This window comes from Sulfobacillus harzensis, from assembly GCF_012933365.1.
Taxonomy (GTDB): Bacteria; Bacillota; Sulfobacillia; order Sulfobacillales; family Sulfobacillaceae; genus Sulfobacillus_B; species Sulfobacillus_B harzensis.
The window spans coordinates 1-26,461 of sequence record NZ_JABBVZ010000050.1; the positions used below are offsets into that span (position 1 = coordinate 1).

The 26,461-nt window shown below is 59.0% G+C and carries 25 protein-coding genes and 1 riboswitch; of the genes, 16 read left to right on the forward strand and 9 right to left on the reverse strand.

Going from position 1 to position 26,461, the window contains the following annotated elements:
* Positions 1 to 100 precede the first annotated feature (100 nt).
* The 3 genes from HIJ39_RS13645 to HIJ39_RS13655 all read left to right on the forward strand — a co-directional run bounded on the left by HIJ39_RS13645 (position 101) and on the right by HIJ39_RS13655 (position 3,269).
* On the forward strand, positions 101 to 1,336 hold the full coding sequence (locus tag HIJ39_RS13645) for an MFS transporter (RefSeq protein WP_169100621.1): 1,236 nt from the start codon (positions 101 to 103) through the stop codon (positions 1,334 to 1,336).
* A 271-nt stretch (positions 1,337 to 1,607) separates the two neighbouring features.
* Positions 1,608 to 2,540 (forward strand): ornithine cyclodeaminase family protein, encoded by a 933-nt coding sequence (locus tag HIJ39_RS13650; RefSeq protein ID WP_169100623.1) that lies wholly within the window; start codon positions 1,608 to 1,610, stop codon positions 2,538 to 2,540.
* A 54-nt stretch (positions 2,541 to 2,594) separates the two neighbouring features.
* Positions 2,595 to 3,269, forward strand: a complete 675-nt coding sequence (locus tag HIJ39_RS13655) for a hypothetical protein (RefSeq protein ID WP_169100625.1) — start codon at positions 2,595 to 2,597, stop codon at positions 3,267 to 3,269.
* Here HIJ39_RS13655 and HIJ39_RS13660 read toward each other — a convergent pair.
* Genes HIJ39_RS13660 through HIJ39_RS13690 form a run of 7 tightly spaced genes read right to left on the reverse strand, consistent with a single transcriptional unit; the run spans position 3,194 to position 10,591 of the window.
* Positions 3,194 to 3,529, reverse strand: a complete 336-nt coding sequence (locus HIJ39_RS13660) for a hypothetical protein (protein ID WP_169100627.1) — start codon at positions 3,527 to 3,529, stop codon at positions 3,194 to 3,196. The genes HIJ39_RS13655 and HIJ39_RS13660 overlap by 76 nt on opposite strands.
* Before the next feature lie 53 nt (positions 3,530 to 3,582).
* On the reverse strand, positions 3,583 to 4,452 hold the full coding sequence (menA, locus tag HIJ39_RS13665; RefSeq protein WP_169100629.1) for a 1,4-dihydroxy-2-naphthoate octaprenyltransferase: 870 nt from the start codon (positions 4,450 to 4,452) through the stop codon (positions 3,583 to 3,585).
* A complete protein-coding gene (gene menE, locus HIJ39_RS13670) occupies positions 4,442 to 5,923 on the reverse strand; it encodes an o-succinylbenzoate--CoA ligase (RefSeq protein ID WP_207711676.1) in 1,482 nt (493 codons plus the stop codon). Before menE ends, menA begins: the two co-directional genes overlap by 11 nt.
* Positions 5,924 to 6,742 (reverse strand): 1,4-dihydroxy-2-naphthoyl-CoA synthase, encoded by an 819-nt coding sequence (gene menB, locus HIJ39_RS13675; RefSeq protein WP_169100631.1) that lies wholly within the window; start codon positions 6,740 to 6,742, stop codon positions 5,924 to 5,926.
* A 31-nt stretch (positions 6,743 to 6,773) separates the two neighbouring features.
* Positions 6,774 to 7,613, reverse strand: coding sequence for a 2-succinyl-6-hydroxy-2,4-cyclohexadiene-1-carboxylate synthase (gene menH, locus HIJ39_RS13680; RefSeq protein ID WP_169100633.1), 840 nt, complete (start codon positions 7,611 to 7,613; stop codon positions 6,774 to 6,776).
* Positions 7,614 to 7,631: 18 nt separating this feature from the next.
* Positions 7,632 to 9,281 (reverse strand): 2-succinyl-5-enolpyruvyl-6-hydroxy-3-cyclohexene-1-carboxylic-acid synthase, encoded by a 1,650-nt coding sequence (menD, locus tag HIJ39_RS13685; protein ID WP_169100635.1) that lies wholly within the window; start codon positions 9,279 to 9,281, stop codon positions 7,632 to 7,634.
* Positions 9,281 to 10,591 (reverse strand): isochorismate synthase, encoded by a 1,311-nt coding sequence (locus tag HIJ39_RS13690; RefSeq protein WP_207711677.1) that lies wholly within the window; start codon positions 10,589 to 10,591, stop codon positions 9,281 to 9,283. Before HIJ39_RS13690 ends, menD begins: the two co-directional genes overlap by 1 nt.
* Positions 10,592 to 10,673: 82 nt before the next feature.
* On the opposite strand from HIJ39_RS13690, the gene HIJ39_RS24215 reads away from it, so the two are divergent.
* The 6 genes from HIJ39_RS24215 (at position 10,674) to HIJ39_RS13720 (ending at position 17,068) form a co-directional block, all read left to right on the forward strand.
* Positions 10,674 to 11,528, forward strand: coding sequence for a phosphotransferase (locus HIJ39_RS24215; protein WP_169100639.1), 855 nt, complete (start codon positions 10,674 to 10,676; stop codon positions 11,526 to 11,528).
* Between the two features lie 17 nt (positions 11,529 to 11,545).
* Complete coding sequence (locus tag HIJ39_RS13700) at positions 11,546 to 12,373, forward strand: prephenate dehydratase domain-containing protein (protein WP_169100641.1); 828 nt, start codon at positions 11,546 to 11,548, stop codon at positions 12,371 to 12,373.
* A gap of 35 nt (positions 12,374 to 12,408) precedes the next feature.
* A riboswitch (TPP riboswitch) is annotated at positions 12,409 to 12,507 on the forward strand.
* Positions 12,508 to 12,557: 50 nt separating this feature from the next.
* A complete protein-coding gene (locus tag HIJ39_RS13705; RefSeq protein ID WP_169100643.1) occupies positions 12,558 to 13,619 on the forward strand; it encodes an AIR synthase-related protein in 1,062 nt (353 codons plus the stop codon).
* Positions 13,616 to 14,416 carry a bifunctional hydroxymethylpyrimidine kinase/phosphomethylpyrimidine kinase gene (thiD, locus tag HIJ39_RS13710; protein WP_169100645.1) on the forward strand — a complete coding sequence of 267 codons (801 nt, stop codon included), beginning with the start codon at positions 13,616 to 13,618 and terminating at the stop codon, positions 14,414 to 14,416. Before HIJ39_RS13705 ends, thiD begins: the two co-directional genes overlap by 4 nt.
* Before the next feature lie 17 nt (positions 14,417 to 14,433).
* On the forward strand, positions 14,434 to 15,099 hold the full coding sequence (gene tenA / locus HIJ39_RS13715; RefSeq protein WP_169100647.1) for a thiaminase II: 666 nt from the start codon (positions 14,434 to 14,436) through the stop codon (positions 15,097 to 15,099).
* A 100-nt stretch (positions 15,100 to 15,199) separates the two neighbouring features.
* Positions 15,200 to 17,068 (forward strand): AMP-dependent synthetase/ligase, encoded by a 1,869-nt coding sequence (locus tag HIJ39_RS13720; RefSeq protein ID WP_338055177.1) that lies wholly within the window; start codon positions 15,200 to 15,202, stop codon positions 17,066 to 17,068.
* On the opposite strand, the gene HIJ39_RS13725 is transcribed toward HIJ39_RS13720, so the two are convergent.
* Complete coding sequence (locus HIJ39_RS13725; protein ID WP_207711679.1) at positions 17,042 to 17,680, reverse strand: IMPACT family protein; 639 nt, start codon at positions 17,678 to 17,680, stop codon at positions 17,042 to 17,044. The two genes, HIJ39_RS13720 and HIJ39_RS13725, sit on opposite strands and share 27 nt — an antisense overlap.
* Positions 17,681 to 17,819: 139 nt before the next feature.
* Here HIJ39_RS13725 and HIJ39_RS13730 point away from each other — a divergent pair, with 139 nt between their 5' ends.
* From HIJ39_RS13730 to HIJ39_RS13745, 4 genes are all read left to right on the forward strand, one after another.
* The gene (locus HIJ39_RS13730) at positions 17,820 to 19,052 is read left to right on the forward strand and encodes an MGDG synthase family glycosyltransferase (RefSeq protein ID WP_169100649.1); all 1,233 of its coding nucleotides are present in this window, start codon (positions 17,820 to 17,822) and stop codon (positions 19,050 to 19,052) included.
* Positions 19,042 to 20,217: an MFS transporter gene (locus HIJ39_RS13735; RefSeq protein WP_169100651.1), complete on the forward strand. Its 1,176-nt coding sequence runs from the start codon at positions 19,042 to 19,044 to the stop codon at positions 20,215 to 20,217. Before HIJ39_RS13730 ends, HIJ39_RS13735 begins: the two co-directional genes overlap by 11 nt.
* Positions 20,218 to 20,223: 6 nt before the next feature.
* Positions 20,224 to 21,495, forward strand: coding sequence for a polysaccharide deacetylase family protein (locus HIJ39_RS13740; RefSeq protein WP_338055178.1), 1,272 nt, complete (start codon positions 20,224 to 20,226; stop codon positions 21,493 to 21,495).
* 78 nt (positions 21,496 to 21,573) lie between these two features.
* Complete coding sequence (locus HIJ39_RS13745) at positions 21,574 to 22,236, forward strand: HoxN/HupN/NixA family nickel/cobalt transporter (protein WP_169100653.1); 663 nt, start codon at positions 21,574 to 21,576, stop codon at positions 22,234 to 22,236.
* Here the strand turns inward: HIJ39_RS13745 and HIJ39_RS13750 are convergent.
* Positions 22,233 to 22,517, reverse strand: coding sequence for a hypothetical protein (locus tag HIJ39_RS13750; RefSeq protein ID WP_169100654.1), 285 nt, complete (start codon positions 22,515 to 22,517; stop codon positions 22,233 to 22,235). The genes HIJ39_RS13745 and HIJ39_RS13750 overlap by 4 nt on opposite strands.
* 127 nt (positions 22,518 to 22,644) lie before the next feature.
* Here HIJ39_RS13750 and HIJ39_RS13755 point away from each other — a divergent pair, with 127 nt between their 5' ends.
* The 3 genes from HIJ39_RS13755 to HIJ39_RS13765 are packed head-to-tail and all read left to right on the forward strand — an operon-like array spanning position 22,645 to position 26,374.
* Positions 22,645 to 23,160 (forward strand): (2Fe-2S)-binding protein, encoded by a 516-nt coding sequence (locus tag HIJ39_RS13755; protein ID WP_169100656.1) that lies wholly within the window; start codon positions 22,645 to 22,647, stop codon positions 23,158 to 23,160.
* Positions 23,157 to 25,523: a xanthine dehydrogenase family protein molybdopterin-binding subunit gene (locus tag HIJ39_RS13760; RefSeq protein ID WP_169100658.1), complete on the forward strand. Its 2,367-nt coding sequence runs from the start codon at positions 23,157 to 23,159 to the stop codon at positions 25,521 to 25,523. The genes HIJ39_RS13755 and HIJ39_RS13760 overlap by 4 nt, the downstream gene beginning before the upstream one ends.
* The gene (locus HIJ39_RS13765) at positions 25,520 to 26,374 is read left to right on the forward strand and encodes an FAD binding domain-containing protein (RefSeq protein WP_169100660.1); all 855 of its coding nucleotides are present in this window, start codon (positions 25,520 to 25,522) and stop codon (positions 26,372 to 26,374) included. Before HIJ39_RS13760 ends, HIJ39_RS13765 begins: the two co-directional genes overlap by 4 nt.
* Positions 26,375 to 26,461: the final 87 nt, after the last annotated feature.

Here is a 26,461-nt window from a genome sequence, read left to right on the forward strand (position 1 = left end):
CTGAGGGTCGAGTTAACGGGCTACTCTACATGCGGAGCGACGGCATCGCGGACCGACTACGCACACAAGCTGCTAGGCTCCGAATCGGGGAGGTCGCGCCGTGATTCTGGCCCAACAGAAGGAGTCACATCGCGCGTGCGGCTTGCCGTCGGCTACACGGTGGCTTTTAGCATCTGCGTTCTTGTCCAATATCGCAACCGGGGTTCAGAATTTGGCGCTGGCGAAGTTGCTTTATCAGGCAACTGGTTCGGCGACGGCATTCGGCCTCGCCTTAGTGGCCGATTCGCTCCTGGCATCCGGTGTCCGCTTGGCGGTGGGCACGTGGATCGACGGTAGTGCCCCTCGCCGGGTCATGATGGCCGCTGATGCCGTTCGTGGGGCGGTAGTACTTGTCGTGGTGGGGCTCATCCTGCAGGATCAGCATGTATTTTGGGTGGCAGCCGCGGTGGCGGCCACAGCCGTCGCCAAACCGATATACAATTTGGCCCATTACACGTTGGCTCCTCAAATCAATCAAAACGATCTGTTGCTGCGATACAACTCCTTTCGCGCCAGCGTATTGCAGGCTGGTTGGCTTTCGGGACTCGCATTGGCCGCCCTGGTGATGACGTGGCGAGGGCCGGTGGTGGCGCTTGCCGCCACGGGGGCGTTCTATCTTGCCGCCTCGGCAACCTTGGGCCTTGTCCCTCAGGCCAGCCGTGTGGGGGAGACGCGATCAACTGTCCCTCCCGTGAAGTGGTCCGAAGTCTTTGTTGCCATCCGTACTGTGCGCGGATTGGGTGCGCACCTATTGGTGACCTCAGGCGACTTCGTGCTGGTGGCCTTGGTGAACGTGGCGGTCGTTCCCCTGGTGGCGGTCTACCTGCATAATCAAGTCTACTGGCTTTCCGTCCTCGACGGGAGCTTTACGGTGGGGTCCCTCATCATGGGGTTTTTTGCTTCGAAGATTATTCGTCGCGTGGGATATCGACATGCGGCACTTATTGGGCTCGCAGCGGAATGTGGATTGTTTGCCGCGTTGGCCCTGATTCACCAGGCCGTCGTATTAATTGGGGTCCTGGGGATTTTCGGAGCTTCAAGTACGCTTTCGGTCATGAGCCTCATGACCTCCTTGCAACGGCGCAGTCCAGCGCCCATAAGGGCCCGTATTGCGGGCGTGCGCGGCGTGGGGGTGGCCTTGTTGTCTGCCGGTCTCCTGCCCATTGTGACTTCCGTCGGGGCGTATTCACTACCCCTGGGACTGACAATTTCAGCCATGATGGCTGGGGCCTACTTTCTCCTGGTGGCCATCCTCGGGAGTTCCCGGGTCTTGGGTCGAGCCTTGCTCGGGGAATAAGGCCTACCCGTCGTCTTCGCTCATTGTCCAAGAAAGAAGGATTCCGTAGACAGCCAACGCCATAACTGGCACTAAGGGGTGCCTGGAGGTGAGGTTGATGGTGTTTGCTTAGTCGCGCACCAATTCAGGTGCGCCCGCCGCGGGACTGGGGACCGGCTCCGTCGCCTTAGGCGCCTGAGGGGGGCGTGAAGGTCCTGGCCTCTTCTAGGACCTTTGTAGTATGGCTAAGACCTTGCATCGCCCGATATGCTGATAGGGGGAGGGGTCAACGTTGAGAATACTGACGGATGCCGATATTCGGGCGGTGTGTCCAATGGCCGATGCTGTCGCTTTTATGAAACGCGTCTTTTATGCCCGATCTCAGGGCGAGTTGGTGTCAGCGCCTCGCGAGGGGTTTCGCGCCGGCCCCGTTGGGTTGGTCTGGACTCCGGGGGCTCTGCGATCGTCCAAGGCTTTGGGCCTTCGCGTCTACCTGACGGGGTTGGCGGCCAGCGATCAATTGGCGGCGGCGTGGGACGGCCAATCGGGCGAATTAATCGCTCTTGCGGTTGGCTCATACCTTGGCCAGCTCAGAACGGGAGCGATCGGCGGTGTCGCCATCGATCTTCTAGCACGCCCCGACGCCGAGACCGTTGGCGTGATTGGGTTCGGCCGGCAAGCCTGGATGCAGGTGGAGGCGGCTCTGGCGGTGCGTCCGATTCGCCGCGTCATCGCATACCGACGCGACTTAGAGCGTTTGAGGACCCTGGTAGACGAAGCTCGGATGGCTTGGTCGGTGGAGGTGATCGCGGCGCACTCGGCGATCGATGCCGTCTCTCAGGCCGACATTTTGGTTACCGCCACCGGATCGTCGGTGCCCGTCTTCGACCCCGCTTGGCTTCGGCCCGGAACGCACATCAACGCCTTGGGACCTAAGTATCGTGAACGCACGGAATTGGCGGAAAACACCGCGGCGCTGGCTCGCATCCTAGCGAGCGATTTTCCCGAACAACACCGCAAGGATTCGGATTTTCTCTGGCACAGGACGGAACATCAGGATCGGATGCAGGATTTGGCCGGGTTGGTGGCCTCTCCGGCCCCGCGAAATCATGCCGACATCACCCTCTTTTTGTCCCATGGTCTTTCGGGCACGGAAGTGGCTCTTTTGCAGGAGGTGGCTGGTCGCGCCGAGCAATCCCACCGGGGAATCGACGTGACGAGTTAACTTTACGGTATACGGGGCTGGTGAATGTTTCATCCTATGCCCAGGAGGGATAGGGTGAAGTCGGTAAAATTGGGCTTTGGAGCCAAAGCGGCTTTGGCCGCGGGCAGTATGGTGGCGTTGCTGTTGGTGATTCCGGTGACCACCTCGCTAGGACAGGGGGTTCGGGAGAATGTGGTGGATAGTTGGCAAGGCCGTTACGATCATTTAACCGGACAGTACTATATTCGCTTTTTGCTCAGCAACGGTGAAAGCCAAGACATTCGTCTAACGGGATTTCCCCAAAAGGACTTGACGCATCGGGGCCCGGGGGAGTTTTGGACCACGCCAAAGGATGTCTTGGCCGTCATTCGCGCGGCATACCACCAAGAGCCTAACCAGTTGGAGCAGGATCTCGGCACTCGGGCCAACGTGGCCGACCGTCTATCGCCGTTTCCGGGTCGGCCCGCTGCCTATAGCGCCGCTTTTCTCAATGCACTGACACGCCGACACTTTAACCCCCGAGTGGTGGGCGGGCCCAACATCCCCCCGGGGGTTCTTGACTGGAACACGATTCCGGATGGCGTTTTGCAGATTGATACCTTGGCCGACAGCAATACGCTGCACCAACTTAAACCCGGCCAAATGCCCCCGGCCTTAGAGTCTTGGCTGGCCCATCAAGTCCGGGCCCGAAGGGCGCGGCCAACGCCCATTTCCACCAAGCCTAGGGCCACAATCATGACGACCAGGTGAAAAACGCGCACCGCTAACGAATCGGCGGACATGATGAGCGGCAGAATGCCACCCAACAATATGAGCAACGCCCCCACGGCCACCGTGGGGTTTTTGACTTGAAAGGCCAGCCAACCCGCCGAAACCAGCACCATGAGTCCGGTGACAATGTGCACGTCTCGCAAAACGGGCGTCATGGCCCAAAAGCCCAACAGGCCACCGAGCCCTACCAATAGGGCGATGACAAAGGCTAAGCGTAAAATCATCTGGGTTCCCTTCATCGTGGTATCCCCTCTCCTGTCCTTAGTGTGCACCGAATCGACCGGCAAAAACGTCACAGAACCAATCCAATGGCCAACAAAATGCCCGTCACAACGTGTAGGCGGCCCATGAGCGGGACGGCCCTCTTCAATCCTTCCTCCCGGCTCAAAAGCTTCAACGTGGAAAAGGCCAGCGGTAGAGAGACAAAAACCAGGAGAGCGGGCCAGGGGAGATGGCGGGTGAGTACCGCAACCAGTACGGCCGCATAAGCGGCCGCCACAACGCCGGTAATGATCGCGAAGCCGCGGTGATGCCCCAAGACCACGGGGATGGTCCGCCGTCCATGTTCACCGTCTTTGACGCGGTCCCTGAGGTTGTTGCCCAACAAAATGCCAGCCACCAGAAATCCGACGGGAATAGACGCGATCCAAGCCATCGGGGTGATGCCCCCGCCAGCTGCGAGTTCGGTGGCGGTAATCTCCAAGGGTCCCATAATCATAAACACGAAGAATTCGCCAAAGGGGGTGGCGGAAATGGGAAAGGGTCCCCCGGCGTACAAGAATCCGGCGACGATGGCTAATATGCCCATCAGCAGGAGCCAGGGGTCCCGAAAGATGACCAACAGCAGCCCAAGTATTAAAGCCAGCACATAAAGCCCCACGGCCCAGCGCCATACGGTTCGGGGCTTAACCTCGCCAGAGACGATGATGCCGCCGATGCCTAGGGATTCGTGGGTATCCAGGCCTTTAACATAATCAAAATACTCATTGAGCATGTTGGCACCAATCTGCATCAAAAAACCGATGCAAATGATGTCCAGCCACGCCCACCAGTCGAGGAAATGCAGTGTGCGCCAGGCTAATGCCCCTCCCACCAGCATGGGTACCACGGTCGCGGCCAGCGTGGGCGGACGGCTGACGCGCAGGAACGCTTTAAAGGTCATGGTTCTCCGTCCATTTCGTCATGGCGGACGTTTGGTCGCGAAGGGTCGCGCGCAAAATTTTGCCGCTGGCGTTTCGCGGGATAGCGTCCACACGATAGTAGATCGAAGGAATTTTATAGGACGCTAGCCGATTCGACAAGAAATTTCGTAAGTCTTTAGGGGTGAGTGCCGGATCAGACACAACCACCGCAACCGCCACGCGCTGGCCCCACTCTTCGTCCTGGACGCCGAAGACCGCCACATCGGATACTCCCGGATGGCCAACGAGGTGTTGCTCAACTTCACTCGGGTAGATATTCTCACCGCCGCGGATAATCATGTCGCGGAGACGATCAATGACATACAGAAACCCGTCGGGATCCAGGTAGCCAATGTCGCCAGTGCGGAGCCATCCGTCGTGGAAAGTGGTGCGCGTAGCTTGGGGATTGTTCCAGTATCCTCGGGCTACCATGGGCCCCCGCACCCAAATCTCGCCGACTTTACCGGCCGGCAGTGGCCGGTTGTCTTTCATAATACGTACGTCTACCGGCAAGTTGGGATGGCCCGACGACCCAGCGCGCTTCGGCCATTCGCTTTCTTCCAAGGTGACAATTTGCGAGCAGGTCTCCGTCATGCCGTAGGTGGGAACGACCCGATAGCCGCGTTGATGGGCTCGTTCAATTAAGGCCGGGGCGGCTGGGGCGCCACCGAGAAGAGCTAACCGCAAGTGGGGCGGGGCATCGCCATCAAGCTCCAGCAGTCGGTGCACCATGGTGGGAACGACCGAAAGCAGGCTGATGCGTTCACGGATTAGGGTGTCATAGGTGCGGACTTGGTCGAAGCCCTCTTCCAGCACCACCGTCGATCCATGAATGACGCTCCGAAAGAGAATTGTCAGACCGCCGACATGAAACAGGGGCATAATGTGAAGCCAACGATCATGGGGTTCAAGGCCCGCATTAAGTCCGAAGCCCATGGCGCTCCACCATTGGTTGCCTACGGTGATTTCCACCCCTTTGGGGGTCCCAGTGGTGCCGGACGTGTAGACCAGCGCATGCAAGTCCTCAAAATTCAACGTGGCGGTGAATAAGGGCTGGGCTAAGGAGCCTTCCATTAACTCCTCGAGGATTATGCGGCGATGGCCAGTATCGGGCCATGCAAAATCCGACCCGTCTTCCACAATCAGGGTCGGGTCCGCGTTTTGAATAATGGGTTCTAGTTCGCCCGGCTTCAGTCTTGTATTGAGCGGCACCAACACGGCGCCCAGTCGGGTGAGCGCGTGGGCCAGCATCACCTGCTCCGGCGAGCGTCGAAGGCGATAGGCGACACGGTGTTGGAGACCGATGCCCCAGTCTGCCAGGATGCCGGCGAGGCGGGCTACGTCGGCATCCAATTCGGCAAACGTCCAGCGCTGTTGTCCAAAGATTAGGGCTTCGCGCTGGGGATGAATCTCGGCTTGATAGTGAAGCCAGTCGGGACTCTGAACGATCAATTAGGGCAGCCGCCCGAATTTGGCGAAGTCGGGCTTCCGCTTCTCCAGATAGGCCTTCTTGCCCTCCTGCGCTTCCTCGGTCATGTAGTACAGCATGGTGGCATCTCCCGCCAATTGCTGAATTCCCGCCAGACCGTCAGTGTCGGCGTTGAAGGCTGCCTTCAGGAAACGAATGGCGATGGGGCTCTTGTCCAGTATTTCACGGCACCACTGCACCGTTTCTTCCTCTAGCTTCTCGAGCGGCACCACGGTGTTGACTAACCCCATATCCAAGGCTTCTTGGGCATCATATTGACGGCACAGGTACCAGATTTCGCGGGCTTTTTTGTGGCCGACGATGCGAGCCAACAAGGTCGCGCCATAACCGGCGTCAAAGCTTCCGACCTTTGGACCGGTTTGGCCAAATCGGGCATTGTCGGCGGCGATGGTGAGGTCACAAACGAGATGCAGAACGTGGCCGCCACCAATGGCATAGCCTGCCACCATGGCAATGACGGGCTTGGGAAGATAGCGAATCTGCTTTTGCAGATCCAGCACGTTGAGCCGGGGTACGCCGTCCGATCCCACGTAGCCAGCGTCACCACGGATGCGTTGGTCGCCACCGGAGCAAAATGCCTTGTCGCCGGCACCAGTCAAAATGGCGACGCCGATTTCCGGATCGTCGCGCACGATGTTGAAGGCATCTTCCAACTGAAACAGCGTGTCCGGCCGAAACGCGTTGCGCACTTCCGGACGGTTGATGGTAATCTTGGCAATGCCGTCCATCTGGTGAAACAGCACGTCAGAGTACTCTTTTCTCAACTCCCAGTTGAAGCCCATGGTAGCCCTCCTTTGGACTGAAAAGGTTTCCTTAAATCCCCTCACGGGGCCAATTATGTTGGTTTACGACGGCCAAGAACCGTTCAACGGCCACGGCAAACGCCTCTTGATCCTCGGCATGGACAGTATGTCCGGCACCAGCTACCGACACCCGCTGCACCCGAGTCAAACGCTCCGCCATCTGATCAGCGAGGGCGGCGAATTTGGCATCGTTCTCGCCGGTCACGAGCAATACAGGCATGGCGAGATCACCAAGCCTGGACCAAAGTGACGCTTGCGCTCCTATCCCAGCCGCCCGAAGACTGGCTGCGAGACCGGATGGATGCTGCTGTCGGCGAATCTTATTTTCTGCCTCCCGCACTCTGTCCGATTGATCGCGGAAAAGCGGCACCTGGTTCCAGTGGGCGATAAACCAGTCGAGCCCTTGTTTTTCGATGGCTTCGGCCAGATTCTCGTCGCTCTGCTGGCGTGCCCTTCGGGCGTCAGGATCATCCAATCCCGGCGAGGCACTTTCCAATATCAACGCCGAAACCCGGTCGGGGTACAGGCAAGCCAGATGCAGGGCAAGCCGACCGCCCATCGAATAGCCTAACACAGCCGCTTTCGGGATGGAAAGGCTCTCAAGCAGCTCATCCAGACAGGCTGCTTGCGAGGCCATTGACATGGCTTTCAAGTCGTGGGGCGGGGCCGTTAAGCCGTGACCTGGCAAGTCCGGCGCAATCAGGTAATATTGCTCAGTCCAAACTGAGGCCAACGCGGCCCAGCTTTGGTGCGAACCGGTGAATCCATGTAGCAAAAGAAGCGCGGGGTTTTCCGGAGAGCCCCAGGTGGCGTAGTGCCATTTCTGATGTTGCAAGAAAACGCTGCGCATGGTTGACCTCCGGGTGATCTAGTGATACAAGCGTTTGTGCCACTGTGCCGTCTCAGGACGCGGGGTGGTGCGAAACTCAATAATACGAAGCCCTGGCCGGTTTCGCAAAGCGTGAAAGGAAGACTCCACCTCATGAAACGAATGGGCTCGGCGGAATTCTGCGCCATAAAGCGTGGCCGCTCCGGAAAAGTCCATCGCCTGTGGGGTGCCGAACAAGTCCTCGAACAAGGTGGTGTCGAGCGTGCTTTGCGAGAGCGTGGAGAAAATCGCGCCGCCGGTATTGTTGACAATCACCACCAAGGCGTTTAAGTGGTGGCGTTGCGCCAATTCCAGCCCGTTCATGTCATGAAAGAAGGCTAAATCGCCCAAAATGGCCAGCACGTCGCCAAACTCTTGGGAAAGGCCCAGCGCTGTCGAGACTAACCCGTCGATGCCGTTAGCCCCCCGATTGGCAAAGAAACGCAAAGGCCCTTGGGGGTAAAAGGTATCGAGATCGCGAACCGGCATGGAACTCGCCACCAGAACGGGCTTGTCGGGGTGCGGCCAGAGATGGTTTAGGGCGTGATAAAGACGGCCTTCAAACGAGGGGGGCGCCTCTCGCAAAAATCCGTCTAGGGTTTGCTGAGCTTCAGCCTCGCGTTGCGTTAAGGTGCGTCCCCAGGCCTCGTCGGGGCGAAACCGCAGGCGGCGCGACAGATGAACCAGGGTCTTCTCCGGATCTCCTTCCAGGAGATATAGGCTGGTGAGATCGGGTTCACGAAAACCACGCGGCCAATCCAACAGGATAAGCGGGCTCGAGCGGACCCAGCCTTGAAAGGCTTTCGAGGTAAGCGGTGCGCCGAGTCGTATGACCAAGTCGGGTGGTTCGGGGGGGTTGGGCCTCCGAATCCAGGTGTCATAGCGGGTCAATCCCTCGATTTGGCGTGCGTTGCCGGAGAGTGGGTCGACAATCAGCATCGCTCCCGCTTCTCGAAACCGTTGCAAGGTTTCGGGAGGAATTTGGGGTGTTTCGGGTCCGAGCACAACGACGAGGCGCTGGGATTCAGCAATATGATCCAGGGCAATGTCCAGGGACTCGGTGTCGGGGATGGACGCGGCCGGTCGCATGGCAGAAAACAAGGCGGGCGGCATGTCCCCCGGCTCAGGAATCAACGGCTCTCGAACCGGGACATTTAAATGGACCGGTCCCCGCGGATGGCTCATGGCGATATGCACGGCACGGGCTGCCACCTGGGCACCGTGGCGGGACAAATCCAATTCGCCCGGGGTTGGGAGATCTTGAAACCACTTTACATGCGAGCCAAACAAGTGAATTTGGTCAATGGTTTGAGCAGCCCCCACGTCACGCAACTCACGCGGGCGATCGGCGGTTAGAACCACCAACGGCACGCGACTCAAATGCGCCTCGGCAACAGCCGGAGCAAAGTTGGCGGCAGCCGTGCCGGATGTGCACAACAACGCGACCGGCTCTCGTGCTGCTTTGGCCCAGCCTAGGGCAAAATAGCCGGCGGAGCGTTCGTCCAACGCCAAACGCATCTCGATTCCCGGATGTTGGTACAGCAAGATGGCCAGCGGGGTGGAACGCGATCCGGGCGCCACAACCGCCCGGCGCACCCCTGATGCGTTGAGTTGGGCAATCAGGTGGCCCAAGTACGGACGAAGTGCCATTACTTCAGGCCTCCTTCTACTTCTAGCGCGCTTAGCATGGTATTTAGCTTCCAGTCTGATTCGTGAAGCTCGGCTTCGGGATCGGAATCGCCCATAATGCCGCAACCGGCGTAAAGTCGAATGCGGTGGTCGCGCATCCACCCGGAACGGAGGGCCACCATCCATTCCGCGTCGCCACCCACGCTGCTCCATCCCACCGTGCCCGCGTACCAACCGCGTTGAAAGGGTTCGTGGTTCAGAATATAATTGACCGCTGGACTCACGGGATATCCGGCCACCGCAGGGGTAGGCCCTAATTCAGCGACAATCGGCCAAATGGCCGCTTCCTCATCAATGCGCCCACGAATTGGCGTCCATAAATGCTGAACGGTGGGAAGCTTTTTAAGAATCGGCTCGGCGGGCAACTGAAGATCGGATACCCAGGGCTGAAGCGCTTCCCGTATATGCGTGACAACCGCTTGATGCTCGGCGGCAATTTTCGGATCGCGGCGCATCGCCTCCGCATAGCGAGCGTCCTCCTCGGGGGTGAGTCCCCGCGGGGCGGAACCGGCGAGCCCCATTGTTTCCAGCACTCCGCCGTGCGCCCGGGCTAAAATCTCGGGCGTGGCTCCCAAAAACACCCCCTCAGGTCCGCGAATGGCAAAACTGGCCGCATCCGGGTTTTGGGCCAGAAGATTTTCGAGAATCGTCTCCAGGGGGAGTGCGTCACCAAATGTCAGTGTAACTTCCCGAGCCAATACAACTTTTTGCAACGCGCCCTGCCGTATGTGGGCAGCAGCCTCGGCAACCTTGGCCATCCAGTCGTATCGCGACGGCTGCGATTCCCAGGAGCTGGGGGGACCGACAGCAACAGGTTCCTCGGAGGGTCCCAAAAACGCCTGCCAGACGGGCTCCAACCGGCGGTGATAGGTTTCCGGCACCGCGTCAGGCGCTATGGGAAGGACCACGGTCAGCTGGGTTCCCGTCTTGGTTTCCGTCACTTGAACCATGGGAAGCGCCAAATACACAGCCGGCCACCCAGGCCAGTTGGATTGGGCAGAAAAGGCTTGTCCTCCGACAATCCAGACATCGTGAGAAACGCCGGCATCGCGAAGCCGGCGTACATATTCCTCCATGCGCGGCCAATGGCTGCGGTCCGCCCACTGCCATTCCCGAGCCAATCCGAGGCCTAGTCTTAGGTCGCCGCCCGGCGACCGGAAGAACCAGCCAAAGCCCGGGAAACGGGCATACACGGCCGACCAGCGGGCAGGAGGAATCGCTAAACTTTTCGCGAACCATTCAATATGTCCGCTCTTTCGCGCCCGATTCAAGACATCCTGAAGATGATCGTCGAACCAGGCACGCGTAAGGGTTAAGGCGCTCGTGTCCATACTGCTACTATAGGATGCTGCTATGGTGAAATCAACACAGCTGGCGGAGTGGGGTGAAGCATTGAGCGGTAAGACAAAGGAAAGGCTTAGCCCTCAGTCCGTGGCGCATTTCTGGCCTCAGGTGAACTGGCAGGAAGCGGTGTGGCTGAATGAAGGTTGGGATTTTGTGGTGGTGGTCGTCGACGGGATGGCGCTTCGCATTCCCCGAAGCCCGGCCGGGCAGTGGCGGCTTAGGCGGGAACGGGCGCTGCTCGATCGACTGGACAATCCTCCCGTTGCCATTCCGCGGTACCAGCAGGTTCAGCCCGGGTTGTACGGGTACCCCTTTATTGCGGGTGATACTTTCGATTCCGTTGCGGCGTCGGATGCGCTCCGGGCTGCGGTTCTCGCATTTTGCCACTGGCTCCATGATACGCCAAGCTTTTCTCGAGACGATGCGGCCGTCCGGCGGCGCTGGCACGCCCGCTATCGTGCGCGGAGCCGCGCGTCGCTGCGCGACGTGAGCCCTTTGTTGTCACACAAGGAGGCCAGAAAGATGGCCGACATCTTTCTGGCGGGGGATGAGGCTCTGTTAGACAACGGGTGGCCCGTAGCGCTCTTGCATGGCGACCTTGCGCCCGAGCATATTCTTGTCCGTGATAACGTGTTGGTCGGGGTGATTGACTTTGGCGACTGGCGTTTTGGCGATGCGGTGTTTGATTGGACCGGGATTCCCGCGGTGGACCGAGTTCTTCCGGTTCCGTTAAGCGACGGCCAAGCGGCGCGCCTTCGCGCGTATCGGTTGTTGGCAGAGTCCAATCAGGTGCGGCATGCCTTAAAAGAGGGCAATGTGGAACGGGCCGAGTGGAGCGTGCGGGTTCTCCGACGCAATCTATAACTTATGGGGGGAAATCGGTGTTTTATCAAGGGGAGCCGGGCGCGTTCAGCGAGTCGGCTGTGCATCACTACTTTCCCGGAGAAGAGGCGCGGGGGCTGCCGTCTTTTGCCGAGGTGTTCCAACGACTCGTGTCTGACTCCCATGCCTACGCGCTATTGCCCATCGAAAACGCTTATCGCGGCACGGTGACGGAGGTGTGGGATCGTTTGGTGGAGCAGGATGCCCTCACCATTTGGGCTGAGGTTGTGCAACCGGTGCATCTGGCGCTTATGGCGCCAGCGGAGACGACGCTGGACTCCGTTCGGATTGTTCGCTCCCATCCCCAGGCGCTGATGCAAAGCCGAGGGTTTTGGGGACCGCGCGGCTACAGTGCCGAGCCAACCCTGGATACGGCGGGGTCCGCCCGGGCTCTGGCCGAATCTCCGGAGTCGGGGGTGGCAGCCGTGGCCAGCCCCGATGCGGCAGCGCGCTATGGTCTTCGCATCTTGGCCGAGCCCATCGAGGACTATGCCGATAATCGCACCCGCTTTTGGCTCATTGCGCAACGAAAGCCGCCGTGTCTTCCCGAAGGCAACCGGACGGGACAGAAGGTTACGATCGCCTTCGACATTCCCCATCGCCCGGGATCACTAGCGGCGGTACTCAGTGTATTCGCCGAACATTCACTGGACCTCACAAAAATTGAATCCCGTCCTCGGCCCGGCTACCCTTTCGAATTTCGTTTTTGGGTCGACGCGGCGCTCCGGGGTCCGGATCCAGCGGATGCCTTCGACGCGCTTCACCGTCTGAAGGAGGCGGTGTTGTTCCATCGCTTTTTAGGCTTTTACCCCGCGTTTGCCTCGTAACTCTTGGCCTGGCAAGGAGACCCTGATATGATTAGCTCAAGTGCCGGGGGTGCCCGTAAGGGCTGAGAGGCGAACGCCAACCCATATTACCTGACCTGGGTCATGCCAGCGTAGGGAAGGTCATAGGGGACGATCCGCACGGACGTCTCTTTTTCTTTTCCCCGGGGAAAGAGGAGGGGTTCTTGTGTCCTTAGAAATGCCCGAAATTGGGAAAATTTCCCCAGAAGCCTTCGCCGAGTACATCTATCCTCATGTGGGTTCGCCATCACCCGATTTGCTGGTGGGACCTCAATCCGGGGTTGATATTGGGGTCGTGCGGGTCGCGCCGGGCGTGGTGATGGCCATGACCACCGATCCGGTGTTTGTGGTGCCGGAATATGGCTGGGAGCGTGCAGCCTGGTTTGCCGTGCACATTTTGACCTCCGACGCGGCGACGTCCGGACTAACACCTCGTTTCATGACCGTGGATTTGAACTTGCCCTTGACCATGTCGACCCAAGACTTTGCCGCATTCTGGACGGCGTGGGACAAGACTGTCAAGGATTTAGGGCTAACCATTGTGTCAGGCCATACGGCTCGCTACGAGGGATGCCACTTTCCTATGGTGGGTGGGGCGACAGTGATGAGCGTCGGTCCCGAAACAGAATATATCAGTACCGCCATGGCCAAGCCCGGGGATGTGCTGCTCTGTACCAAGGGCGCGGCCATTGAAGCGACCGGGCTCATTGGCGCCACCTATGGCGAGCGGGTGGCCCGAGAATTGGGTGAGGACGTTCGCCGGGCAGCGGATGCGCTCTTCGACCAGATGACGGTGGTAAAGGATGCCCGCGTGGCGGCCTCCATCGGGTTGCGCGATCAGGGGGTAACCGCCATGCATGATGCCACCGAAGGTGGTGTGGTGGGAGGCGTCTATGAAATTGCCGAGTGTTCGGGATTAGGCGTAGAGCTGAATGCCGATGCGGTACTCATTCGGCCAGAGGTCAAGGCGGTTACCGACTGGGTGGGGATTGATCCCTTGATTAGCATCAGTGAAGGAACTTTGCTGTTTACGGTTAGGCCCGATCGAATGGATGCAGTGACGCGGGCTCTTAGAGATGCCGGGATTGACGTCATGGCGATTGGCCGCGTGCTGCCGGCTGACGAAGGCCGCTGGCGCCTGTCCGCACATGGGGGCCGTGAGCCCCTGGTCCATCCTCGAGTCGATCCCTTTTGGGCGGCATTTGCGCGATTGGGGGCCCAGTCATGACCGCTCGAGTGCTGTCGATAGCAGGTTCGGATTCCTCCGGCGGTGCCGGCATCCAGGCGGACCTCAAAACGTTTGAGGCTTTCCAAGTCTATGGGATGACTGCCATCACGGCCATCACTGCCCAAGACACCACCGGCGTGGGCCATGTGTTGGTGCTTGATCCCGCTCTGGTGGCGGAGCAAATGACCCGCGTGAAAGAGGATATTGGTGTGGACGCGGTCAAGATTGGTATGCTGGGCGCCGAAGAGGTTATCCGGCAGGTGGCCAAAACGCTGGCCAGCTGGCATGTTCCGGTGGTTCTGGACCCGGTCATGCGGGCAAAAGGCGGGCACGCTCTTTTGAGCCCGGGTGCCGAGGACGCGTTGCGCGAGGACCTCCTGCCGCTGTCTACCGTCATTACCCCCAATCTTCCGGAAGCGGAGGCCTTGATTGGTTTTCCGGTTCGGGATCGAACCGACATGCGCCGTGCAGCGCGAACCTTGATGCACCTCGGTGTCCCCTGGATTTTGATTAAGGGAGGACACCTGGAGGAACCGGTTTCGGCCGACCTGCTCTGGCATGGCAGCGAAGGGGAATGGCTTGAGGAGGCGCGCATCGAAAGTCCCCATACGCATGGCACCGGCTGTACGTTGTCCTCGGCCATTGCGGCTTCGCTGGCTCTAGGAAAAACGGTGCCGGAAGCAGTCCGCGAAGCGAAGCGCTATGTCACCGAAGCCATCCGCCAGGCCCCTGGGCTGGGCCACGGCCATGGCCCGCTATGGCATGCGGTACGGCGGGGCAGCGAACAGAAGGAATGAGAGAGGAGGACACGGTTATGCAATTTGCCTCACTGAGAGAACGGGCGGAGAAAGATTGGCAGCGCATCCGTCAGCATCCTATGGTGGTGGCCATTGGCCAGGGTACGCTGGAACGCTCCGTATTTCGAACCTTCATTCAGCAGGACGCCCTCTATTTGCAGGACTTTTCCCGCGTCTTGGCAAGGCTGGCAAGTCTGGCCCCAGATATCGCCGCCGCCCGTTTGCTATTGGCCCACGCCGATACCGTATTTCAAGTCGAAGGGGAATTGCACCAGAGTGCGGCACGGGATTTGGGAATTCTTGAGGGGCAGTTGGGACGTGGACCCAAGGGCCTCATCACCAAGGCCTACGGCGATCACATGGTGCGCCAAGTCATGCAGGGCGCCTTTTTGCCTGCTTTGGCCGCTGTTCTTCCTTGCTATTGGACGTATGCGGAGATCGGTACGGAACTCTATGGACTGGGACTGCCCGAGGACAAACTGCTTCGCGATTGGATTCTTGTTTATAGCGGGGATGAGTACCGTCGTGCCGTGGATGAAATTGTATCCCTCTTTGACCGTCTCGCTGGGGCTTCCGGGAAGGACGAGGACGCACAAGTTGAGGAGGTCTTTGACTGGAGCATGATTTATGAGTGGCTTTTTTGGGAGCAAGCCTACAATGGGCAGCAATTTTTCGTAAATTAAGGGAGATCTTTACGAGCCCACCCCGCTAGGAGTACGATAAAGCAAAACTTTCCTAGAGAAACAATTTCTTCAGGCAATTAGATTGCTGGAGGCGGGAATCGTGGTCCAAAACCTGGTGGGGCGGGTTCAACAGGCAGCTGAGCGGTGGCCGGAACATTCGGCCCAGCGTTATTGGAACGGGCAAACATGGGAAAGCCGCACTTATGCCGAACTTGCGGGAGTGATTCAATCCATCGCGCAGGGCCTCAAGCGGTTGGGCGTGGGAGTGGGAGACCGAGTGGGACTCATTTCGGCAACGCGGCCCGAGTGGGTGATCGCCGATTTGGCTGTTTTGACGTTAGATGCGGTGACGGTGCCCATTTATCCGTCGGTACCAGCCGATCAGGTGGCCTACATTGTTGAAGATGCCGGGATGAAATGGGTCATTGCGGAAAATGAACGGTTGGCAGCCAAAGTACCATCGGGAATCCAAGTGATCGTGATCGAGCCGCCATCCCATGGGGCGGCTCGATCTTTTTGGTCTTTGGCCTCCTACCAGAGTTCCGAAATGCTGATCCCTGCGCATGGACGGGATGATCTAGCCACATTGGTCTATACATCGGGGACCACGGGTCTCCCCAAGGGGGTTATGCTCAGCCACGGCAACATTTTGTCCAATATCGAGGATATTGAGGCGGTACTGGCGGAGGTCCCCAACGCTGAGGTCACCCCACGTGACGTGGTGCTTTCCTTTTTGCCCTTGTCCCACATTCTTGAGCGCATGACCCATCTCTTTTTTCTCGGGCAGGGCGCGGAAGTGGCCTATGCGCGGTCGACCGATCACCTGCCGGAGGACATGAAAGCCGTGCGTCCGACCTTAATGGTCTCAGTCCCGCGGGTATTTGAGAAGATTTATACCCAAGTGTGGGCTACTGTGCACGGCCAGTCCCCGACTCGCCAGCGGCTTTTTGAGTTGGCGGTGAACCTTGGCCGGGCCCGTTATCAACGCCTGTCAACAGGTCAATCGGTGTCCGGCTGGATGAATGCCGCCTATGGGTTCTTCGACCGGTTGGTGTTCGAGCAAATTCGCCAGGCCGTGGGTGGCCGGTTGCGCATGGTCATTTCCGGCGGAGCGCCATTGGCGTCGGAGATTGGTCAATTCTTTTTCGCCGTTGGGGTGCCGGTTCTGGAAGGCTACGGCTTAACCGAAACCTCCCCCGTCTTAGCCGTCAATGTGCTCCCGGTGCCGCGCTATGGGACCGTTGGCCGCCCGCTTCCACGGGTTCAGATTGCGATTGCCGCCGACGGCGAGATTTTGGCTCGGGGTCCCAACATCAGCGCAGGCTATTGGAATCGGCCCGAGGATACCCGCGCCGCCTTTCAGGACGGCTGGTTTCATACGGGCGACGTAGGGCAGCTCACGGGGGATGGGTACCTTAAGGTCACCGACCGCAAGAAGTACCTCTTGGTGCTCTCGACCGGAAAAAATGTCGCGCCGCAAGCGGTCGAGCAAAAATTGATTCTGTCTCCGCTGATCGAGCAGGCGGTTGTGCTGGGCAATCGCAAAAAGTTTGTGTCGGCGCTGCTCTTTCTCGAACCCGGCGAGGTAGCCCGGTGGGCCCAAAAGGAGGAGAAGCCCGGCGACTATGGGGACTGGCTTCAGGATCCCGATTTAATGGCGTATGTCATGAAAGAGGTGGAGCGTGTCTCGGAGGGGTTGGCGCCGTTTGAGAGGCCCAAGAAAGTTCGCTTTATCCCTAAACCATTGAGTCAGGAAGCTGGTGACCTGACTCCGTCGCTCAAGGTGAAGCTGCCGGTGGTGGAGTCCAAATATCAGGCGCTGATTGAGTCGATGTATACAGACGGGAGTGTGGCGGAGGCCCGCATCCCCGCGCCGTCGACCCGGCGTGCCAATTGGATGCCTGGGACGCTTCTCGCAGTGCTGGCGGGGGTCGTTGTGGCCTTACTCATCCGTTTTGCCATCGGTTAACGGTACCAGTTCCAAGGCATCGTGGGTGCCAACGCAGGTCCAAGATCCCCGTGCGGCGGCGTCCAGAGCCGCCTCAACGTCAGGCCAGCGTGCCTTCTCCAAGGTGGCCCGAATGCCCACGTCGGCACTGAACTCGGCATCCAAGGTCGTCACCAAGGGTTCCAAGGCATGTTGAACCCGATCATACGAGGCATAATCAATGCGAATCTGGAGTGTGCGAATTTCCTTCACGACTCCCGGCACCGTATGGTCCAAAGCCTGTTGGGCTGATTTTTGGTAGGCGTGCACGAGTCCTCCACGGCCGAGCTTTATGCCGCCGAAATAACGCACGACAACCACCAAGGTCTCTTCCCATCCCTGACGTTGTAAAATATGTAACATGGGAAGGCCGGCCGTGCCTTGTGGCTCGCCGTTGTCGCTGGCCCTGAGGTGGGTCTCGTCAATGCGATATGCCCAAGTATAGTGGTTGGCGCCGGGATAGGCGGCCTTCATGGCCTCCAGCGACTCGGCCAACGCCTCAGGGTCAGTGAGGCGAAAAGTTTGCCCGATAAAGCGGGAGCGTTCGACAAGATACTCGGCCGGTTCAGAGGATAAGACGGTAGGAATTTCCAACACCCCCTGGATCGGCGAATGTTCGCGGTTTTTTGGCGTACACTAGCATAACGCCTCTCGGCCATTTCTACTAGTCACGGTGCGGTCGGTTTGGTATCGTGAGGGGGGCTGACGAGATGGAAGCGGAGGGGGTGACAAAATGCCGGACAGTACGGTTCCTGATGCCATGCCCACCGACAATCTGGCCAAGTGGATTGATTGGTTGCCTCAGCATCACGAGGCGACTCTGGCCAGTCGCCCGGACATTATGATCTTGGCGGCACGGTATGGGGATGGACACCTTCGAGCCGCTAAAGCCATTGGCTTAAAAGTGAAGCTCACACACCCCGCGCTTTCCCTGGGGATTTTGGACTATTACAAGTTTGTTAACTCGCAGCTCGACAATGTCATTCGTTGGGCCTATCTAAGCTCGGTCCGTTTTGCGCCCAGCCTGTGGAAGTGGTTTTACACGGCAACCCAGAAGATTGATTCGGAGTCGACGACTCAGCAATTTCTTAATCGCATTGGCATCGAATCCTTTTATCGCGCGATTGCTCCAAAACCTCCCAAAGTGATTGTCTCGACCTATCCTACGGCCGCGGGCGTGGTCTCCACCTTAAAGCGGCAAGGGCGGCTCTCCGCCCTCAACTACGTGGTAATGACCGACTACAGCATCCATTCGCAGTGGATTCATCGTCATGTTGATCTCTACTTTGTGGGTGGCGATGACATGAAAGAGGCCCTCATCGAAAGGGGCGTCGATTCGAAGCGGGTCGTGGTCTCGGGCATCCCGGTCGACAGCCGCTTTCAGGAACCTGTTAATGAGGACAATGTGCGCCGTCAGCTGGGGATTGGCAGTGAGCCCATTTTATTGTTTATGGGCGGATCCTACATGCCGATCCAGGAGTTTAGTCATATTTTGTCCCAATTGGATCAAGTGACAGTGCCTCATGCGACCGTAGTGGTGGCTGGACGCGAGGAAAATCGCCGCCAAGTGGCACTGGAATATCAAAAAGGTGCTCAGCATCCCATGGTGGTGCTGGGATACGTTAATAACGTACATGAGCTCATGGGCGTCAGTTCCATCCTCATCAGCAAGGCCGGCGGACTAACGACGACCGAGGCGCTTTGCCGAGGCGTTCCTATGCTAATCTATCGGCCCATCCCGGGCCAGGAGGATGCCAATGCCGCCTATGTGGTCAAGCATGGGGCGGGGTTTTTAGCCAAGGATCAAAATGACGTGACGGAAATGGTAACTCATCTGTTGACGCATCCTTGGGAGTTGAAGGCCATGGCGCGGCAGGCGCGTCTGCTGGGACATCCGGACGCGGCGGACGTCATTGCGGCCAAAATTTATGAAGGCGTGTCCGCGGCGGAGGCCCATGCACAATAGGGTGGAGTCGGCGACCAGCACCAAAATTTTGTTAACCGGGGTGCTGGGGCTGGCCGAATTCTCGCGAGGAGCGCTGGTGGTGGCGCTCCTCTCCAACTATGTCACCGGGCCGTTGGGGGCGCCGTTGACGGTCGCTGGGGTGGCGCTGTCGGCTCATTATTTTTTGGACACGATGTTTCGCGGCCCGTCCGGTTGGATGGTGGATCGGTGGGGATCCAAGCGGGTATTGATGGCTGGTTTGGCCATCGAGGTGGTGTCCCTGTTCGGGATGATGAGCGCCAAGACCGCCATGGGGGCGGTGGCGTTTGTGGCCTTACTAGGGGTGGGCACTGCCACCCATTGGCCTGCCGTGGTGACGGGTACCAATCGGCTGAGTGGACAGGCCAGTCGGGCTTCCGCTATGAGTATCGTTTTTGCGGCATGGCTGGCCGGTTCAGGCCTGGGCCCGATGGTCATCAATTTCATCATGCACGGACGAGACCGGACCGCTTTCGTGCTCCTGATTTTGGTTGACCTCGCGGCCTGGTCGTTAGCCGTGGCGTTGCAAAATCCGGAGCTCGAGCCGCGTCGGCCGGCGCACCATCCGATTCGGGAGTGGGTTGGCACTCTCTGGCCATTTCGCTTCATTTTGCCGGGAATGTTTTTGCAGAATATGACTTTGGGGTTGATGCTGCCTGTTTTGGAGCCGTATGTGAATCGGGTGCTGCATTTGAGCCATTGGCAGTTTGCTGGGTTGCTCACGGGTGGGGGGGCCATTACCGTCGCGTTGCTTTGGCCCATGGGGCGGGCGACGGATCGTTTCGGGCTTCGCCTGCCGCTCATCGGCGGATTCTTCGTAGCGGCCCTGGCTCTTTCGATGCTGGCTTTTACGCGCCACTTTTATGCGCTGGTGGCCTTGGGCGGCGTGTTGGGATTTTCCTATGCCATGATTCTGCCCTCATGGAATGCTTTTTTGGGACAATTGGTGCCGCGGGAAATTGAGGGGTGGCATTGGGGGGTGTTCATGACCGTAGAAGGGTTGGGGATGGCGGTCGGACCATTGGTCGGCACGCGGCTTTTCGAAGTGGCCGTATGGGCCCCGTTTCTATTCTCAGCGGGGGTCTTGTTGGTGATGGGGCTTTTTTATTGGTTGTTCCCATTTGACGCATATTGGGCGGCACGGTGAGGGGGTGTGGAGCGGGTGTGGTTCTTAATAGCAGCGTTGGTCGTGGTGGCATGTTGGCTCGTATTCTATCTCTTGCCCGATCTCATCTTTCATCATCTGCAGGTGGGGGCTTTTGCCGGTTCCCGCAGCGAGCCACGGTTTGGGTTGACGTTTGACGACGGACCAGGGCCAGACACGGAGCAGATTGTCGAGCAATTGAAGGCAGCCAATGTCCAGGCAACGTTTTTTATGATTAGCGAGCGGGCCGGGTCCCATCCGGAGTTGGTACGTCGCATGGCGGGTGACGGCCATGAAATTGCGCTGCACATGCGCCGTCATGTGTCAGCGTTTTTGCTCTGGCCCTGGCAAAGCTTTCGGGAAATTGGCCGGGCACTCGACGATTTGGAGGCACTCACCGGACAGCGCCCGCGCTTCTTCCGACCCCCGTGGGGCCATGTCAACTTGGGAACATGGCTTGCTATTCGTCGGTATCACCTCATCCCCGTATTTTGGAACATCGCGCCGGACGATTGGCGGGCCGATCGCCGTCCGGAATGGATAAGCCATTACGTGGTGCAACTTGCCCAACCGGGTACGGTTGTAGTGCTGCATGACGCTGGAGGACCACGCCAGCGCACGGCGGATGCGTTGCTGCCGATGGTCTCCGGACTTCGCAGCGTGGGTCTGGAACCTGGGCCGGTGGGCGCGATGACCTTGGATCGGTCTTTCTTACGCCGGGCGTGGACCTGGTGGGAACTCCGCTTTACGCGCGGATGGGACATCGAAACCATTCCCAACAGCGAGGGGGGCGAGCCCTATCTTCGCATTGGGCGCATCCGCTATCAAGGGCACCCAGTGATGCTGGCTAACGGACAGACCCTGACACCGGGAGCCCCCTTCGGGGAGATTCACTTTGGCAATCCAGCCTTGTCCCAGTTTAGCGGCCGGGCATCTTCGGGCCTTCGCGCACTTCATGGCGTGATGCGGGCCCTGGTCGACTTGGCCAACTGGATTGAGGAGCATCCTGATTTTCGCACCGTGGAGGCAGTGGGCGGGGTGACGCTTTTAGACGCGGCCCATACCATCGAAAAACTGGGCTTTCAACGGGTGCCGGTGCATGGCTGGACGAAATGGTCGATGTGGTTCTACTTAACAATTCTTATGGCCGTGTATCACAAGGACGGGTGGAAGACCCTCAAACGCTTCCGGGATTTGCGTCCGGTCATGGTGCTAATGGATCGGGAAAATTTCTTGGGCAAATACGCCAAACCTGCTAGTCCCCGAAAAAAACAGCGCTAGTGTGCAATGTTTCCCGCATAAGACGACCGTGTCGCGCCGTAACTTCTGATACGAAGAGTTACGGTAGGGGGCGGGATTATGTGGGCAACATGGGGCTTGCTTGTGCTGGCAGCCGGTTTGGGCCTGCGCCATGCCATGGCCCCGGACCATTTGGCGGCCGTCGGGACGTTCGTGCGTGCGACGCGAGCCAAAACCCGGCAAAGTATTCATCATGCGCTACGCATCGGCGGGGGTCACGCGCTTGGCATGTTGGTCATGGGCATCGTCATCTTAGGCGTTGCGCATAGCGTGCCCAAGACGCTGGTGGGCACCCTTTCATGTATATCCGGGCTCTGGCTCATGCTTCTCAGCACCTGGATTCTATTGGATTTGCTTTGGCCGGGATGGCGGTTTGGGATGTCGCAATTGACGCGCTGGCGCGAACAGAGAGCCCCGAAGATGAACAGCCGATCGGTCACAGCCGGTGCTTGGGGCGTGGGATTGTTGTTTGGAATTGCAGTGTCGCCGGGCGATTTGGCCATTTTTACCTTGGCCTTGGCCAAGGTGGCGCAGCCCATGTTGGCGCTCAGTCTATTCTTCACGTTTCTTGCCGCCTTATTGGCCGGTCTATCGGTGTTAGGCCTAATACTGGCATGGCGAAGCCAAGGCTTAGGCGTTCGGGTGAGTCAAGGGCTTTCAGGACTTAGCGGATTTTTTGGCCTTGGCATTGGGTTTATGCTGGTTGCGGGGTTTCTGCACTAGCTTTTAAAGTGCGGGTTTAACGCGTCAATCACGGCGTTTCGGAAATCCGGATCGGTCTCAGCCATTTGCTGAACGAGATCGACCAATGTGCGTTGGAAATATCCCCCGCTTTTTCCCTCTCCGGGCTTCATCCATGACACGAGGAAGTCGGCGGTCACCTCGGCAATCAGGGATTGGCCACGGTCGGAACGGAAGAAGCGGTGCAGCCACGTTTCGATATGGGGCTCTATCACGGCTTCCAGCCGTTTTTCAATGCGTGCGTCAATCCGCTCTCGAATCATGGGCGTCCTCCAGAAAATGGATGATCTTTGCGTCTATCCTATGATACCATGGACATACCGCATACGGAATATTCGACACAATTTGACGTGTCGGAATGTGGCGGAAATGATACCCGGGAGGAAAGCGATGGAGGAGCGACTTTCCATTCAAATGGTGGTCAATGGCCAAGCGGCGGTAGGCGAGGTTGAGGCTCGCACGTTGCTGGCCTATTTTCTTCGCGACCACTTGGGACTAACCGGCACCCACATTGGCTGTGATACTTCGCAATGTGGGGCTTGCACAGTGCTGATGGATGGCGTGCCGGTTAAGTCGTGCACGGTTTTGGCAGTACAGGCCGATCAAAGCCATATCACCACCGTGGAAGGATTAGCCTCGGAGGCCGGCCCGCATGTTGTGCAGAGAGCCTTTCAAGAAGCCCATGGGTTGCAGTGCGGATTTTGCACGCCCGGGGTGATGATGGTATCCCGCTGGATTGTTGAGCAACATCCAGAGGCTGACGATAGGGAAATTCGCGAGTTGTTGGATGGCGTCATCTGCCGCTGCACCGGCTACGAGAACATTGTCCGAGCAGTGGCGCGGGCCCAGAAATTGGCGGTCGAATCCGAGACGCCAGCGGCCGTAAGTCGGGAGGTGTCGTCATGAGTGAGCGTCCCTTCGGTTCACGCATGGTTCGTAAGGAAGATGCCCGCTTGGTGACCGGCCGCGGCCGATATACGGATGATGTGCAGCTACCCGGAATGCTTTATGCAGCCATTGTCCGCAGCCCCTATGCTCATGCTCGCATTAAAAGTGTGGACGTGAGTGCGGCGCAAACGTTGCCCGGCGTGATCAAAGTGTATACCGGCCAGAGCATCAAGGGACAGGTGGCGCCTATCCCAACGGCATGGATTCCCCCTGACTCGGGGCTCAAGATGGTGGAACACCCGGCATTAGCCTATGACCGGGTTCGCTACGTGGGCGACGGAGTGGCTTTAGTGGTGGCGGAGAGTCGGGCTCAGGCGGAAGATGCTGCGGAGGCCATCCAGGTAGACTATGAACCCCTGCCGGCTGTTCACGACCAGATGGAAGCGCTGGCCGACGGGGCCCCGCAACTGCATCAAGACGCACCCGGCAACGTGGCCTTGCATTGGCAGGTAGGAACGCCAGTGGACGACGCCTTTCAGTCGGCGGAGGTAGTGGTAAAACGGAGCTTCCGGCAGCAGCGGCTCATCCCCAACCCGATGGAGCCGCGCAGTGCCGTGGCGCAATACAATCCCAGCACGGGAGAAATGACCCTCTGGTCCACCACGCAAAACCCCCACATTCATCGGGTGCTGGTATCCGGAATTCTCGGCATTCCCGAGCATAAGCTCCGAATTTTAGCGACCGATGTGGGTGGCGGGTTTGGATCAAAAATCGCCTGCTATGCGGATGAGGTGCTGACCGCCTTCGCCGCCCGCGATTTAGGTCGGCCGGTAAAGTGGACGGAAAGTCGTTCTGAGCATTTTCTTATCACCAGCCACGGCCGTGATCATGTGGATCAAGTGGAGTTGGCTGGGACACGAGATGGTCGTGTGACCGCGATCCGGGTGCGGGCTTATGCCAACATGGGGGCTTATTTGTCCACCGCGGGACCGGGGGTGCCCACGATTCTCTTCGGACTCATTGTCAATGGGGCCTATGATATCCCAAAGGCATCCGCGGAGGTATACGGGGTCTTCACGAATACCACCCCGGTTGATGCCTATCGGGGTGCCGGACGTCCCGAGGCCACGTACCTGGTGGAGCGCATCATGGACGCCTACGCGCGAGAAATCGGCCAGGATCCGGTGGAAGTGCGGAGAAAGAATCTTATCAAGAAAGAGCAATTTCCGTACAACAACCCCTTCGGACTGACTTACGATTCCGGCGATTATCATCAGGCGCTGGATCGCGCCCTAGGCATGTTGGACTATGGGGCGTTTCGAAAAGAGCAAGAGGCGCTGCGCCAGCAGGGCAAGTATATTGGCGTGGGATTCAGCACCTACGTGGAGATGTGCGGCCTTGGGCCCTCGCAGGTGGCCGGCGCCGTCGGATTTCAAGGGGGATTATGGGAAAGCGCGATGGTCCGCGTCCATCCCGGGGGCAAAGTGACGGTCTTTACGGGAGCTTCGCCCCATGGGCAAGGCGAGGAAACTACCTTCGCCCAGATTGTGGCCGACCGTCTGGGCCTTCCCATGGCGGATATCGAAGTGGTGCATGGGGACACCGACCGGATTGCCATGGGGTGGGGCACCTACGGCTCACGGACCACGGCCGTCGGCGGAGGAGCCTTGGCACTGGCCGCCGATCGGGTCATCGCCAAGGCCAAAACCATTGCTGCCCATATGCTGGAGGTTCCGGTGGAGGCCGTGGAGTTTGGCCAGGGGCAATTTCATGCCGAAGGCAACCCAGATCGGAGTGTCACCTTGCAGGAAGTTACGCTCCAGGCGTATCTGGCGTGGAATTTGCCGCCGGGTGTTGAGCCGGGACTCGAGGCGTCCGCGTTCTATGACCCGACCAACTTCACCTACCCCTTTGGCACGCATATCGCCGTGGTCTCCGTGGATGCCGAGACGGGCGAGGTGAAACTCTTGCGCTACATTGCCGTCGATGATTGTGGACCGGTGATTAATCCCATGATTGTGGAGGGCCAAATCCATGGCGGCATTGCCCAAGGGGTCGGACAGGCACTGTATGAGGGGGCACGCTATGATGAAGATGGCCAGCTTTTGACCGGGTCATTTCTCGACTATGCGATGCCTAAGGCGCGTTTCTTTCCCCCCATCGAGTTGGACCACACGGTTACCCCGTCGCCGCACAATCCCTTGGGGGTCAAGGGTGTGGGGGAGACAGGAACCATTGCGTCCACGCCTGCCGTTGTTAATGCGGTGATGGACGCTCTGGCGCCCTTTGACATTGTCGATCTGGACATGCCGCTGACGCCGCCCAAAGTCTGGCAGGCCATGCAATCGGCGATGGCTGCAAAAGGAGGTCGAGCCTCATGATGCCGCGTGCTTTTCGCTATCACCGCGCCACAACCGTAGACGATGCCCTGGCGGTGCTCAGTGCCGACGCGGAGGCGAAACTGGTGGCGGGAGGACATAGTCTCCTGCCGATGATGAAGCTGCGAATTGCAAGTCCCTCAGCGCTGGTTGACGTCGGGAGACTACCTGAGCTCAACACCGTAGACGTCGAGGCGGACTATGTTGCGCTTGGAGCGGCGGTCCCTTATGCGCGGGTGCTGGGTGACCGCCGCTTAGGAGAGGTGATGCCGCTGTTGTCGCAGGCTGTCGCCGTAATTGCCGATCCCCAGGTGCGTCAACGCGGCACAGTGGGGGGGAGCGCCGTACACGCGGATCCGGCATCCGACCTGGGCGCCGTGTTTATCGCCGCCCAAGCGCGCCTGGTGGTACGGGGACCGTCGGGGGAGTGGACGATACCCGCCGACGAATGGTATGTCGCGCCCTTGGTGGCCAATTTGGCAGCCGATGAGGTGCTCGTGCGCATTGAATTTCCGCGGGGCCTCCCGGAACGTCAAGCCTATGTGAAGTTTCCGCATCCGGCCTCCGGTTACGCGCTGGCAGGGGTGGCGGCCCTCTTGAGCCTGGATTCCGCGCAAGTTGTCCAGCGCGTCCATATCGCTGTCACCGGAGCGGGCACGATGCCCTTCCGGGCTCGGTCTGCGGAGGAGCGGCTGGTAGGGCAAACCATCACCTCCGCTGTCATCGACGCCGCCCAGATGGCAGGAGCGGATGATGGGGAGTATGCCGATGATGGCGAGTACTCGGCCGCCTACCGTCGGAACCTAGCGGGCGTAATGATTGGCCGGGCGCTGAAGCGTGCGCTCGATCGCTGAGACTAATGGTTGGGGCTGTCCCAATAGTCACCCGCACGGGTGACTGGGGTGGACCCTGATGAAAGTCAAGTGACCCTCGCTCCTAGT

Excerpts from the sequence above, each read along its gene's own strand:
- HIJ39_RS13760 (WP_169100658.1), top strand. The coding sequence starts at position 23,157 with ATGAGTGAGCGTCCCTTCGGTTCACGCATGGTTCGTAAGGAAGATGCC.
- menH (WP_169100633.1), bottom strand. The coding sequence starts at position 7,613 with ATGCGCAGCGTTTTCTTGCAACATCAGAAATGGCACTACGCCACCTGG.
- menB (WP_169100631.1), bottom strand. The coding sequence starts at position 6,742 with ATGGGCTTCAACTGGGAGTTGAGAAAAGAGTACTCTGACGTGCTGTTT.
- HIJ39_RS13660 (WP_169100627.1), bottom strand. The coding sequence starts at position 3,529 with ATGAAGGGAACCCAGATGATTTTACGCTTAGCCTTTGTCATCGCCCTA.
- HIJ39_RS13755 (WP_169100656.1), top strand. The coding sequence starts at position 22,645 with ATGGAGGAGCGACTTTCCATTCAAATGGTGGTCAATGGCCAAGCGGCG.
- HIJ39_RS13765 (WP_169100660.1), top strand. The coding sequence starts at position 25,520 with ATGATGCCGCGTGCTTTTCGCTATCACCGCGCCACAACCGTAGACGAT.
- HIJ39_RS24215 (WP_169100639.1), top strand. The coding sequence starts at position 10,674 with ATGGTGAAATCAACACAGCTGGCGGAGTGGGGTGAAGCATTGAGCGGT.
- menD (WP_169100635.1), bottom strand. The coding sequence starts at position 9,281 with ATGGCACTTCGTCCGTACTTGGGCCACCTGATTGCCCAACTCAACGCA.
- tenA (WP_169100647.1), top strand. The coding sequence starts at position 14,434 with ATGCAATTTGCCTCACTGAGAGAACGGGCGGAGAAAGATTGGCAGCGC.
- menA (WP_169100629.1), bottom strand. The coding sequence starts at position 4,452 with ATGACCTTTAAAGCGTTCCTGCGCGTCAGCCGTCCGCCCACGCTGGCC.
- HIJ39_RS13745 (WP_169100653.1), top strand. The coding sequence starts at position 21,574 with ATGTGGGCAACATGGGGCTTGCTTGTGCTGGCAGCCGGTTTGGGCCTG.
- HIJ39_RS13750 (WP_169100654.1), bottom strand. The coding sequence starts at position 22,517 with ATGATTCGAGAGCGGATTGACGCACGCATTGAAAAACGGCTGGAAGCC.
- HIJ39_RS13735 (WP_169100651.1), top strand. The coding sequence starts at position 19,042 with ATGCACAATAGGGTGGAGTCGGCGACCAGCACCAAAATTTTGTTAACC.
- thiD (WP_169100645.1), top strand. The coding sequence starts at position 13,616 with ATGACCGCTCGAGTGCTGTCGATAGCAGGTTCGGATTCCTCCGGCGGT.
- HIJ39_RS13730 (WP_169100649.1), top strand. The coding sequence starts at position 17,820 with ATGCCGGACAGTACGGTTCCTGATGCCATGCCCACCGACAATCTGGCC.